Genomic DNA, 12524 nt, shown 5'->3' with positions numbered 1-12524 from the left:
GTTCTCAGCCTCCTTTGTTCAAGTTTTTCCGGGCCCTTCGTCGTCCGATGATGCGCTCGTTGTCTGTTCCTCTTCGGTTAATTCCAGCCAGAATGTGGCGCCGTGTCCAGGTCGGGAGATGAAGCCAACCGCCCCATGCATTTTGAGCATCAACTCACGGGTAATGGCCAGTCCGAGCCCGGTTCCGGCTTTTGAATACCGGCCATCGGTCTCGGCCTGGGCGAACTTTTCGAACACCAGGGACTCGAATTCGGGTGGTATCCCTTTACCAAAATCCTGCACCAGGATTCTCACTTTGCGGCCCTCCCGTTCCGTGTAGACGTGCACATCGGAATGCTCTGGTGAAAACTTGATGGCGTTGGAAAGCAGATTGTTCAGGGCCTGCATCAGTCGTCGCTTATCGGCGGTCACTTTCACATCTGCAAGTTGCCGGATATCCACGGTCACCTGATGCTCCGAGGCGTAGTTCCCGATGTTCTCGACACACTCACGCACAACATCAGAAACTTGAAGTGTCTTCATCTCGAGCGTCATTTTACCGGCGATCAGTTTTTCAATGTCGAGCAGATCATTGACCAGATAGGTTAGTTGCTCGCTGTTTCTGTGGGCAATCCGGGTCAGTCGAAGCGCGCTATCAGGAAGCGTTCCCGCAGCCTCGTTGGCCAATAGCCCGAGGGCCCCGGAGATGGATGTCAGTGGCGTTCGCAGTTTATGGCTTACCGTAGAGGTGAACTGATTCTTCAGCCGTTCTGCGTTTTTCTGCGCAGAAACATCCTCAACAATCAGCCAGACAACGGGCTTTCCATCGGTGGTGATAAGTTTCAGACCGTGCAGCATGATCGGCTTGAGTGAGCCAGTACTATCCTTAACAAGGCTCTGCCGGCCGGTTAGTTTCTCTGACCTGGCTAGCGTCTGTGTTACACCCTCGAACTCGATAATGGGGTCTCCATGCTCGTCAAACGTTCTGTTGAAAAAAGCCAGGGAGCGTGGATGATCACCAAGGATGCTTTTCAGGCTCGGGTTGGCCTGCAGTAGTTTGTTGTTTTCTGCATCGAACAATGCGATCCCGACCGGTGCAAGTTCGAACAGCCCTGAAAACCATTGTTGCATCTGCCGATCTTTCAGCAGCAGCCGGGTCAGCCAGAAGGTTGCAGAGGTTACCAGTAACACCAGCAATGCGAGAATCCCGCGTAACAACCAGGGCTGTGGTGGTTGGTCTGGCCACCCCGCCTTGGGTTGAGCCAACAGGTGCCAACTGGTGCCGTGCATGTCCAGAGCGTTGTATACCGGCTGCTGCCAGCTAACATCCCGGGTTCCGAAAAAGATGCTCTCCGAGGTGGCCAGGTCAGATTACGTGGACAGCACGAGCTGTGCTTCCTGCATGATGCTGCCCAGGTTGACGGCTTCGTAAAGGCTTTGAAGGTCAAGGATCACGGAAACCACGCCCCAGAACTCATCGGAGCCGGAGATAAAATCGGAATTCGGGCTGCCAGTCCTTGGCCTCCTTGCACCAGATTAACGGGGCCACTGAACACCGCGCGTTCCGTTTCCATAAGCATGAGAACCTGTTCGGCCGGGAGGCTTTGCGTCCTCAAGTCCAGGCCAATGGCGGCTTCATTGCCCTCCAGGGGGTATATGTTGTTAATGACAAAATCAGGCGCCAGGCCGATGTTTCTTAATTCAGTGGCCAGCCGAAAAATATCGGCGGTTAGTTCCTGAAAACGAGCCTCGCCCAGTTTTGGTTCCACCGAGACACCTGCTGCCAAGCCCCACACCGTTTTTATGTTCTGCAGAATCCTGCCTTGCAGATCCAGCGCCAGGTCATCGATCTTTGCGTGCCATTCCTGCCGAACCTCGGTTCTGATGCGTTCCGTGCTGACTCTGTCCACGGTGATGGCAACCGACACCATGAGTATCAGAACCATGCAGCGGGCAATCCATATGAGCGATCGAAACGTCTGATCGTTGCCCCTTTTCACTCGGACGCCTCAGGCTTCGACGGCTGCGCCAGCGGCAGTTCAAGCCAGAAGGTTGCGCCTTTTCCTTCTGTCGACCCGAAATCAACGCTGCCACCCATCTGAGTCATGATCTCTCGGGTAATCGCCAGCCCCAGCCCCGTCCCCTGCTTGCCCCTTGTGCTTGAACTGTCGGCCTGGGCAAATTTCTGGAAAATGCGCGCGCGGAAGCTGTCGGGAATGCCGATACCGTGGTCTGTGACCGAAATCCTGACGTGATCGGGGAATAGTTTGGTGGAGACCCTTACGCTGGCACCTTGCTCTGAAAACTTGGCGGCATTGGAGAGCAGGTTGCTCAGTGCCTGGCTAAGGCGTTGCGGATCGAACCAGGCGGTTACACCCGGATGATCCTGTTGGTGGACAACCTGTATTCGCCGGTTTTCCAGGTAAGGCGCCAGGCGCTCGATTGATTCCTCGATAACAGGGGCGACAGGTTGATTGGTTGGGTGCATGGGCATGCGACCAGACACCAGTTTTTCAATGTCGAGCAAATCATTGATCAGATGCGTGAGTTGTTCGGTGTTTCTGAGTGCAATAGACACCATCTGTTGAGCTTTCTCGGGCATAGGGCCCACGGAGTTGCCGTTTATGAGACCCAGTGAGCCGGCGATTGAAGTCAGGGGTGTGCGAAGCTCGTGGCTGACCGTGGAAATGAACTGGCTCTTCATTTCCTCGATCTTGTGGCGTTCATCAATATCCACAATATATCCGTGCCATAGCACGCTGCCATCGAGCAGCCGCTCAGGTCGCGCCTTACCCTCAACCCAGTGCCAGCTGCCGTCCTGCCAGCGAATACGATATCTCTGTGTCCAGGGCGTCAGACGGTCGGCGGATGCTTGTATTGAATCAGCGACAACAGCCAGATCATCCGGATGAATGCGTTCAAAGACCGGCGAAGCATCTTTGGCAACCTGTTCTGCGGTGACCTGGTAAATGGCCTGAATCCCACCGCTGGTGTAGGGGAAGGTGCTATGGCCGTCTGGCCACAGGCGGTATTGATAGAGCATGCCCGGCGCGTTAGCGACCAGTTTGTCGAGGACTTCCGTGTGCTTTTGCTGCTGAATGATGTCGGCGATCCGGCGGCCAAGAAGGTTGACGAATGTCTTTTCCGTTTCCGTAAATACTGGGCGACGGGGGATGGGCGAGGAAAAGTTCACCGTTCCGAACAGTTCATCATCGATCCACACCGGTGCTGCCAGATAACTCTCCAGCTGGAATTGCTGATAACACGGGTGCTCGCTGAAGCGGGACCGCGCCATATGGTCGATGGCAAGAACACTACCCTGGGCCGCCAGGAGTGAGCAGTAGGTCTGCTCAAGCGGGAATGTGATGTCGTTCTCCAGAGACGTCGGATGCCGCTCGTGGTGCCAAAGGATCGTGTAAACGCCTCCGGTGATATTGCTGACAATGGCGGTTTCCAACTTGAGATACTGAGTCGCAATGGCCAAAGCGCGCTCGATTCTCTCAGACACGCTGCCGCTGGAATCCAGAGAAATGTCATTCAGGATATTCAGCGCCTGCGTTCTCCCCGAATAGTAGGTCCCGAGCTCCTAATATTGAAACTCCCGTTCGACCAGGTCTGCAAAATCGCGGAGCGTTTTTTGGTCGTCGCTGGAAAAGGTTCTCGGCTTCTTGTCGATCAGGCACAAGGTACCCAAGCGAAAGCCATTCCGGTCCTCCAGTGGTGCACCCGCATAGAAGCGGATGTCGGGTTCGCCGGTGACCAGGGGATTTTCTGCAAATCGTTCGTCTTGCAACGCATTTTCAACCACAAAGGTATCAGCGCCAAGAATGGCATGGCCACAGAAGGAAATGTCGCGGGCGGTTTCCCGTACACCCAGGCCGTAGCAGGATTTGAACCATTGGCGATCCTTGTCTATCAGCGATACCAGGCAAATGGGCACGTCAAAGGTTCTGGCGGCGAGCCTGGTAATTCGATCAAATCGCTCTTCCGGGCGGTGTATCCAGAAGCTGAGCTGCCTCGAGGGCAGACAGCCGCAAAGTTTCGTTTTTGGGGTGGTCAGGCGTTCTCATAGATGGTCCTCGCCCTGGCGTTCTTTCGCACACAGTTCCAACCAGAAGTGGGCGCCGTTTGAGTAATCGTAGCCGACCTTTCCGGACATCAGGCCGGCAAGTTCCCGGCATATCGCAAGCCCTAACCCGGTTCCCGCTTTGGCCCGATTGGAACCAGCCTCTGCCTGGGCAAAGCGTTGGAACAAGTGGGGTAAAAAGTGCTCGGGTACGCCCTGGCCTTGATCTGAAACCATGATGCGAACAATCCCGGGGACTGTCGAGCTCGCGCTGACGGCTACAACACCATCGCTGGGGGAGTGTTTGATCGCATTACTGATGAAGTTATCCAGTATTTGACGAAGCCGGTCAGGATCTGCAAAAACGCTGAGCATGCTATCGGTTTTGGCAACAAGTTTGACGGAGTAGTGCCCTGCCATCGGCCGGTTCCCGGCGCAGGCGGCCTCTATAGCTTCACTCAGATCAATGTCACGCATCTGGACGTTGAGCTTTCCCGCTACTGCCTTCTCAAAGTCCAGAAGGTCGGTAATCAGTGCCTGAAGCTGCTGGCCGTTGCGTAAGGCCAGCTCAACCATAGCTGATGCTTTCGGCGGCAACTCGCCGGCGGAGCCTGATTGCAGCAATCTGAGAGATCCGTTGATAGAGGTCAGCGGCGTGCGCAGTTCATGACTGACGTTTGACACAAACTGGTTTTTCAAAACATCCAGCGCTTCTCGTTCCGCCATCAGGGTATTGAACGCTTTGGCCAGATTTCGGGTTTCCGCCGGTCCTTTGGCGTTCAAGCGCTGGGTAGAAGTGCTGTCTGCAGCCATTCTGTTGATTTTTTGAGACATGCCGCCAAGCTGTCGCGTGGCGGCTCTGGACACAATATAAGTTATGAGCAGCAGCGGAAGCATGGTCGTTAAGCTGATCCATAGAAAGCTACGGAACGAAGCCTTTGCGGGCTGGATCGCTTGTTCGTAAGGAGCCGCGCTAAGGAATAACCAGCCCAGTCGATCCAGGTGCTGGGTGGTGTACACCCAGCGTTGTCCGGAGAGATCTGTGACCACGCCGAAGGGTATGCCGGATAAGGCTGCGTCGATCAGGGGATCTTCGCCGGGGGGAGGGAGGTCGGGTGCAGGTTGGTCCTTCCGCAACGCACCCACCTGAATAAAGTTGCCGGTGTCCAACACCTTGAGAATGGTGCCTTCATCAGTCTTGATCTCTTCAGGAAGAATGCCTGCCTCTGCCAGGTTGATGGTGCCCCCGGCTAGTCCGAGTAAGTCGCCATGATCACTTTCAACCGGGGCGAGAAATGACAACAGTGGCAAGTCTGTTGTTCGTCCAATAATTGGCCGGCTTACAATGGGTGTGCGGGACTGCATGGCACGTTCGAAATGGGGGCGATCAGCGTAGGAAGTTCCCAGTCGATTAGGTACAAAACGATTTTCAGCGACCGCGACCCCATGGTCATCAAAAATCAGCAGCCCACCGCCAAACAGCCTTTCCAAGTTGGGCTGGCGCCCGAGGAGCATTTCGAGTTGCGGTAGGGGTAACAGATTGTTGCCGTCAGTCAGCACGCTGGCAAATGCCTCCAAGGCATTCAGACGAATACTCAGTTCCTCGTTTACCTTGCTGGCCACTGCGGCCGTTTGTAATGCCTGGCGCTCCGTGAGTACCTGCTCAAAATCGCGAACCAGCCTGTCGTAGGCAATGAATAGAATCAGAGCTGCGCTGATAACAATGCTTGAGCTGGCAAGCAGGACAATGCGGGCGTTGAGGCTTAAAGTTCGCAAGAAAGGCCCTTATGCGAATGGCTGTGGTAGATAAAACGTGCTTTGATGAGAATAGTGCACTAGATGCTGAGAATAAAATAGTGAGGAATGCCTTTTGAACAGTATAGCCGTTGACCAATTGCAGGAACGTTTGAGGCTTCTGCAGGAACGGTTTTTTGAACGTGCCCGGAGCGATATTGAAACACTCTCAGGATTTGCCCGTCTGATCGATCAGCAACAGCTGCCGCATTCCGAGCTAGAAAAATGTTATAAGTTGTTGCATCGAATGGCAGGCTCTGCCGGGACATTTGGCTTGCCTGAGCTCGGTCAGTCGGCCAGGGTGATAGAAAAGCAATTGAAGGCACTTCTTGAGTCGGCGGTCAGTGCCGATGTGGCCGGTGATGAGTTTGTCTCTGTTTCAGCTGAAGTTGCCAGTGAAATCAGGCAACTCGCTAGGTTGCTGGAAAAAGCCCCTGATGTCGTCACCACGGCGGAGGTTTTTCAGGCCAAGGCCCCAGCCGCAGCGGAGTCATACGACGGGGCCCATGGCATGCAGGTCAATGTCATGGCGCTCGGGTACAGTCTTGATTATCTGCCTGGCCTGGTGAAGTCATTAGCCGTCTACGGTTTTGTCTGTGAATCTGGCTCTATTGACCACCCGGATGACGTTGCTGAGCGCCTCCGCGAGCGCGCCAACGCCTCGATTTTGCTGTGTGTGGACTCAGTGTTGGGCGACGTTATGGACTTTCGTGAGCAGCATTTACCGAAAGCCGAGCATCGTCGGTTCCCGGTGGTGTGCATTGGCCATGAAAGCTCGTTCGACAGTCTGTATCGGGTAGCACAGCAGGGGGCAACGGCCTATTTCTGTGAGCCGCTTGACCTGCCTGAACTGGCAGAGCGGATCGAATCACTGGCCCTGGAGCGGGGTTCGCGTCCCCAGGGCCGGGTGTTGATCGTAGACGATGATGTGGAGCTGGGAGAGCACTACTGTCTGGTGCTCAAGCAGGCTGGCATTATTGCCCGCCTCGTATCGGACCCTTCGGACTTAATGTCAGAATTATCGGCGTTTGAGCCAGACCTTGTCCTGATGGATGTTCAGTTACGAGACTTTTCCGGCGTTACCCTGGCCCGGCTGATCCGTTACGAGCAAAGATGGCTGGGTCTGCCCATTGTGTATCTGTCATCGGAAGATAATCCTGAAAACCAGCTGGATGCGTTGTCCAAAGGCGCCGATGAATTTCTGGTGAAACCGGTCACCGATGATTACCTTGTCCGGTCGGTACGCATTCGCTGTTACCGCGCCCGCCAGTTATCGGATCTGATGAACCGTGACAGCCTCACCGGGCTGCTTAAACACTCGTTGATCAAGCAGGAGGTAGACAGAGAGCTGGCTCGCTGTCGCCGTGCCGGTCACACTTCGTGTGTAGTCATGTTGGACTTGGATCACTTCAAGCGAGTAAATGATACTTGGGGGCATGGTCAGGGCGATATTGTTATTCGTACCCTGGCAAATTTACTGCGCAACCGGCTGCGTGAGTCTGATGTAATCGGGCGTTATGGTGGCGAAGAGTTTCTGTTGATTCTGCCCGATTGTGAGCCGACGGTGGCGGTGAAACTCATCGAGGCCATTGGTAGGAGTTTTGCCGAACTCGTTTTCTGGGCAGGGGATGTCAGTTTTCAGGTTACCCTGAGTGCTGGCGTTGCGTTAATCAATGATTTTCCTGTTTCCGATCAAGCCATCGAGGCCGCTGATCAGGCACTGTACCAGCGAAAACGGGGTGGGCGTAATGGTGTGACGCTCTACGATCCGTCTCCTGTTGGGGTGAAATCTTGAGGGGTGCCTGTTGAAAACATTGATACTGGAGGACGACGAGCTGGTGGGTGAGCTGCTTGAGACGGTCGTCGCGGGTATTCATCAAGGCGCTGCCGTGAGTCTTGCGCGATCTTTGAGCGAGGCCCAACAACTGTTAGACAGTGGTAGCCGTTACCACTTGTATCTTATTGACTGGCAGCTGCCAGACGGTTCCGGGCTCGATCTGGTCAAGCGAGTACGCGCTGGTGATCGTGACGTGCCTATTGTGATGGTTTCCGGGCGTTCTGATCGGGAATCGGTACTCAGGGCAGCCCATCATGGTATCAGCGGATATATTACCAAGCCCCTGGATATACAGCTGTTGCACGAACGTTTGACCAAGCTTGTCCCTGCCGGCGATTCTGGTCACGGATCCGCAGACGAGTATCTGAAAGAGTCGTTAAACTCGGTGGTTCAATTACCGACGGATATTGATCCAATCGATGTTCTGGACCTTATCGGCAGGCAGCAAGAACTGTCACCGGCTCAGCTGGCGGAGCGCTGGCGTGAGGACGCGGCGCTGACGGCCCGCCTCTTGGACGTGGCCAATAGCAGTTCGTTCCGGCGCACGGGCAAGCCGGTTGAATCCCTCCGGGATGCCATCAGCAGTATGGGCGTGGCCATGGCGTTGAATCAGGCTCTGGCGCTGGCTCTGGATGTGGCCGGAAAGATAGACAGTCCGGAACTGCAGGCTCAGGCCAGAGCTTTCCACGACATGGCATTGCAGGTGTCGCGTGAGGCCCAGAAACTTGCGATCAGGCTGGGGAAGTCGCCCTCGTTATTTCAACAGGCGGGGCTTCTGAGCCGCTTGGGGGAGATGGCAGTTCTGAAAGTGCTGAACCAGTTCACGGCAGAAGGAGGCTCGCTGAACGGTTCAGAGGTAGAGCAGTGCATTGGCCAGCGGTCTCAGGATTATGGCAATCGTTTGAAAGTACAGTGGAAACTGCCTCTTAGCCTGAGAGACATGATTGGCGCCGTGCATTTCTTGCCGAAAGACAGTACCCGTGAAGATCGCCTCGTGATGCGGGCCGCCGCATTGATTGCAGGGGGGCAGTCGGATAGTGATGAATGTCAGCGACTTTTGCGGCGTATTGGTCTGGATCTGAAACCATCCACCGAGGAGCCGCAGTATGGCGTCCGTTCCTGAGGCATCGCTGAACAAAATCTTGTACGTGGAAGATGATCCGGATATCCGGGCCATTGCCGAACTGGCATTGCAGGATGTGGGTGGATTTAACGCAGCACTTTGCAGCTCTGGCCAACAAGCCCTGGAAGTGGCTCCTGAGTTCGAGCCGGATCTGATTCTTCTGGACGTGATGATGCCCGAAATGGACGGTCCTGAGACCATGCGGAGATTAAGGGCTCTGGACGCGACACGAGCCACTCCGGTGATTTTTATGACTGCCCGTATTCAGAGCACTGAAATCCAAGAATATCTGGCATTGGGGGCCATCGGTGTTATCCCCAAACCCTTTGACCCGATGACGCTGGCGGATGATATTCATCGAATAGCGAAAGACAATACGCAGGGGGCATGATGCAGCGCTGGCCCTGACGAGTGCGTGATTGGCCAATTTGCGTTAGGCTGGCGCGCCTGAATGAGTAGCTGCTTAGTTGAGGTGTTATGTCTTCTTCTGAATCCCCTGATGAAATCAAAGCACGGCTGAACCTTGAAACCTCCCGAATTCACTGGCATGAGCTGCAAACCTATTACGCCCGCGGCCAGGTGGTGCGAGTAGCGCCGGAGCTGGATCTGTTGAACGTGGCGGCCGAACTGACCGCCGATAACAAGGCGCAGTTCGAGCACTGGATGTCGGGCGGCCAGGTAGGGGAGGTCGCGCCCGATCTCGCCCGCGCCTGGTACGATCGCAATGCCGAACTCTGGGCCGTGGTGATTGCCCCTTGGGTGCTGGTTCAGGATCGTTCTGGCCAGGGCCTGCATTGACCCAGTGCTGTTGCCGGCCCACGACGCCGGTTTCCGATATTTTCTAACCTGCCGGTGAGGGGTTTATGCTGACTGGTGCGTTGCTTGTTCTGGCGCCTTTGTTCCTGGGCTTTGCCATAGCGCTCTCTAGCCGCCGTCTGATGACGGTCATACACTATACCGTGGAAGCCCTGGTCTATTTCATTCTGGCGCTGTTGGGTCTTGGCCTTGGTCAGATGGATGGCCTGCTGGACCAATTAGGCACCATGGCTGCTCAGGTGGCGGGGTTGGTAATGGTGCTACTGGTGGCCAACCTCGTGGGCCTGTGGTTGTTCCACCGCTGGCAGCCCATGTCCACGGGAGAGGAAGCCGGTCAGGAGAGGCCGAGTTATCGCCGGTTGTTCCTTGCCGGCTTGAAACCGCTACTGGCGGTTGTCGCTGGGGCCCTGGCCGGCTACTTCCTGTTACCGCAACTGCCGCTGGTTGACGATGTGGCTACCTGGGCGCTGATGCTGTTGCTGTTCTTTATTGGGCTGCAGTTGCGTAATGCCGGGTTGTCGCTCCGCAAATTGCTGATGAACCGCCAGGGCCTGGGCATTGCGCTGGCGATGGCGTTGAGTTCCCTGCTGGCGGGCCTTTTGCTAATTCCGTGGCTGGATGTGCCCTGGCACCATTCCCTGGCTCTGGCCTCCGGATTTGGCTGGTATTCGTTGTCTGGCATCGTGATCGGCGATGCTCTGGGGCCCGCCTGGGGTGGCGTGGCCTTCCTGAACGATGTGCTGCGGGAGATCATCGCCCTTGCCATCATTCCGCTGGTTATTGGTGCGCGCCCGGCCTTGGCCATCGGTTACGGTGGTGCAACCGCTATGGATTTCACCCTTCCCGTTATTCGAAGCAGCGGCGGCCTTGCCTGCGTGCCGGTAGCGATTGCCTCCGGCTTTTTACTGTCGTTTCTGTCGCCGGTGCTGATGGGGACCTTTCTGGCTTTGGGTTGAGCGGCAGGAATCCGATGACATTCAGAATCTGAAATTGACCCGGTGCAATGCTTTGGTCAGATTTACCGATATAGTGGCTACGTATTAGTATCCGAATAAACGATGCCGCTCCGGAGCCTGAATGAACCGCCGCCAATTCCTGCAACTGTCCGTTGCCGCCCTTTCGGCTCTGGGGTTGGCCGGTTGTTCAAAATCCGCACCGCTGCGTACTGGCATTCATCCCTGGATTGGTTACGAACCCCTTTACCTGGCGGAGGAGTTTGGCTGGCTGCCGGATTCGGTTCGGCTGGTCAAACATTCGGCAGCCAGCGACTCCATGGCGGGTCTGCTGGCCGGCGAGCTGGATGCCGCCGCCTTGATCCTGGATGAAGCGTTACGGGTATACGCGGAGGGCGTACCCCTGCGTGTGGTAACGGTTACCAACGTGTCTGTCGGTGCCGATGTCCTGGTGGTCAAACCCACCATCACCAGTCTTGCCGGGCTCCGGGGCCGGTCCATCGCCGTCGAACTGGGTGGCGTCTCGGGGATTATGCTGTTCTCTATTCTGGAGCGGGCCGGCTTGAGTACCGATCAGGTTTCGTTGGTTGATCTGCCGGTGAATCGCCATTTGTCCGCCTGGCAAAATGGCGATATTGAAGCGTCGGTATGCTACGAGCCGACTGCCTCGGTGCTGGAGCAGGCCGGAGGTACCCGGCTATTCGATAGCAGTCACGTGCCTGATACCATCTTTGATACCCTGATCGTCACTGAGGCAGCCGCCCGCCGAAAACCCGGTTCGGTGCGTGATCTGGTGTACGGCTACTTCCGGGGCCAGCATCATCTGGTGCGCAGCATGCATGATGCAGTGTATCGAGTCGCCACCCGTCAGGGAATAACGCCGGATTCGGTGCGCCGCTCCCTGGCCACGGTGATGCTTCCGGAGCTTGCAGCCAACCAGCGATACCTGGCTCATCATGGCCGGATTGAGGTGGTCGCGAAACGACTGTCCGGCATTCTGGTCCGCGAGGGGTTGATGGCCAGCCATCCTGTGTACGAACGCCTTTGCGACCCGTCATTCCTGCCTCGGAGTTTGTCATGAACCGGCTGTGTTCCTGCACTCTTATTCTAGTGCTAGGCCTGCTGGCCGGACTCTGGGCACCGCTGGCCGTGGCCAAGGAGGCTGTCACTCTGGGGATTCTGTCTTACCGGCCAGAGCCGGTGATCGAGGAACGTTATAGCCTGCTGGCAGAGTATTTGAGCCAGGAAACCGGACTGGAGGTGCGACTGCGGGTATTCAATCAGAATGACATGAACCGGGCGCTGGCCTCCAATCGCGTGGATTTCTTTCTGACCAACCCCAGTCACTTTCTGATGATCCGCAGCGAGCGCAGCCTGACCGGGGTGCTTGCCACCCTGCAACGAGAGTGGCAAGGCCGTTCCACTGGCAGTATTGGTGGCCTAATCCTGACCCGCACCGAACGCAGTGACATCAATCGCCTGGCAGACCTCAGAGGCAAAAGCATAGCTACCCCGGGTATTTATTACCTTGGTGGCTTTCAGGCAGCGGCGCTGGAGCTGAGGGATGCGGGTGTGGACATTCTCCGCCACAACCGGATGGTGCACCTGGGTAATCATGACCGAGTCATTCGAGCGGTATTGACCGGCGATACCGATGTTGGGTTTGTCCGGACCGGCGTATACGAGGAACTCATCCAGGAAAATCCGGCGTTGGCGGACGAGCTGAAAATGATTCATGTCCAGTCGCTGGCCGGCTTCCCGTTTGCGGTGTCTACCCGCCTCTACCCTGAGTGGCCGCTGGTATCTCTGCCCCATGTCGATAGCCAGATTGTGCGTCAGGTGGCGTCTGCCCTGTTTGCTCTGCAACGTGGTCACCCCGCTGCCCGGGCGGCGGGCCTGGCGGGGTTTTCACCCCCCGCAGACTACCAGTCGGTCGAAGACCTGGCCTGAACCCTG

The 12524-nt window shown here is 56.2% G+C and carries 12 protein-coding genes; 7 read left to right on the top strand and 5 right to left on the bottom strand.

Annotated elements, in window-relative coordinates:
- Positions 1-18: 18 nt before the first annotated feature.
- From ACTZWX_RS10175 to ACTZWX_RS10155, 5 genes are all read right to left on the bottom strand, one after another.
- On the bottom strand, positions 19-1269 hold the full coding sequence (locus ACTZWX_RS10175; RefSeq protein WP_444713825.1) for a sensor histidine kinase: 1251 nt from the start codon (positions 1267-1269) through the stop codon (positions 19-21).
- Between the two features lie 161 nt (positions 1270-1430).
- Entirely contained in the window at positions 1431-1925 is a 495-nt protein-coding gene (locus ACTZWX_RS10170; RefSeq protein WP_444713824.1) for a CHASE domain-containing protein, read from the bottom strand.
- Positions 1926-1975: 50 nt separating this feature from the next.
- Entirely contained in the window at positions 1976-3487 is a 1512-nt protein-coding gene (locus ACTZWX_RS10165) for a GAF domain-containing sensor histidine kinase (RefSeq protein ID WP_444713823.1), read from the bottom strand.
- A gap of 78 nt (positions 3488-3565) precedes the next feature.
- Positions 3566-3919 carry a GAF domain-containing protein gene (locus ACTZWX_RS10160; RefSeq protein ID WP_444713822.1) on the bottom strand — a complete coding sequence of 118 codons (354 nt, stop codon included), beginning with the start codon at positions 3917-3919 and terminating at the stop codon, positions 3566-3568.
- A 126-nt stretch (positions 3920-4045) separates the two neighbouring features.
- Complete coding sequence (locus ACTZWX_RS10155) at positions 4046-5821, bottom strand: sensor histidine kinase (protein WP_444713821.1); 1776 nt, start codon at positions 5819-5821, stop codon at positions 4046-4048.
- Positions 5822-5915: 94 nt separating this feature from the next.
- Here ACTZWX_RS10155 and ACTZWX_RS10150 point away from each other — a divergent pair, with 94 nt between their 5' ends.
- The 7 genes from ACTZWX_RS10150 (at position 5916) to ACTZWX_RS10120 (ending at position 12518) form a co-directional block, all read left to right on the top strand.
- Positions 5916-7634 (top strand): diguanylate cyclase, encoded by a 1719-nt coding sequence (locus ACTZWX_RS10150; RefSeq protein ID WP_444713820.1) that lies wholly within the window; start codon positions 5916-5918, stop codon positions 7632-7634.
- Between the two features lie 10 nt (positions 7635-7644).
- The gene (locus ACTZWX_RS10145) at positions 7645-8799 is read left to right on the top strand and encodes an HDOD domain-containing protein (protein WP_444713819.1); all 1155 of its coding nucleotides are present in this window, start codon (positions 7645-7647) and stop codon (positions 8797-8799) included.
- On the top strand, positions 8783-9190 hold the full coding sequence (locus ACTZWX_RS10140) for a response regulator (protein ID WP_152439329.1): 408 nt from the start codon (positions 8783-8785) through the stop codon (positions 9188-9190). The genes ACTZWX_RS10145 and ACTZWX_RS10140 overlap by 17 nt, the downstream gene beginning before the upstream one ends.
- 86 nt (positions 9191-9276) lie before the next feature.
- Positions 9277-9597 (top strand): DUF2288 domain-containing protein, encoded by a 321-nt coding sequence (locus ACTZWX_RS10135; RefSeq protein WP_061330908.1) that lies wholly within the window; start codon positions 9277-9279, stop codon positions 9595-9597.
- Between the two features lie 65 nt (positions 9598-9662).
- A complete protein-coding gene (locus ACTZWX_RS10130) occupies positions 9663-10571 on the top strand; it encodes a lysine exporter LysO family protein (protein WP_444713818.1) in 909 nt (302 codons plus the stop codon).
- 121 nt (positions 10572-10692) lie between these two features.
- On the top strand, positions 10693-11649 hold the full coding sequence (locus tag ACTZWX_RS10125; protein WP_444713817.1) for an ABC transporter substrate-binding protein: 957 nt from the start codon (positions 10693-10695) through the stop codon (positions 11647-11649).
- A complete protein-coding gene (locus ACTZWX_RS10120) occupies positions 11646-12518 on the top strand; it encodes a phosphate/phosphite/phosphonate ABC transporter substrate-binding protein (protein ID WP_444713816.1) in 873 nt (290 codons plus the stop codon). Before ACTZWX_RS10125 ends, ACTZWX_RS10120 begins: the two co-directional genes overlap by 4 nt.
- Positions 12519-12524: the final 6 nt, after the last annotated feature.

The sequence above is a fragment of the Marinobacter sp. NSM genome (assembly GCF_052380025.1).
Taxonomy (GTDB): Bacteria; Pseudomonadota; Gammaproteobacteria; order Pseudomonadales; family Oleiphilaceae; genus Marinobacter.
This window is presented reverse-complemented; position numbering and strand designations above follow the sequence as displayed.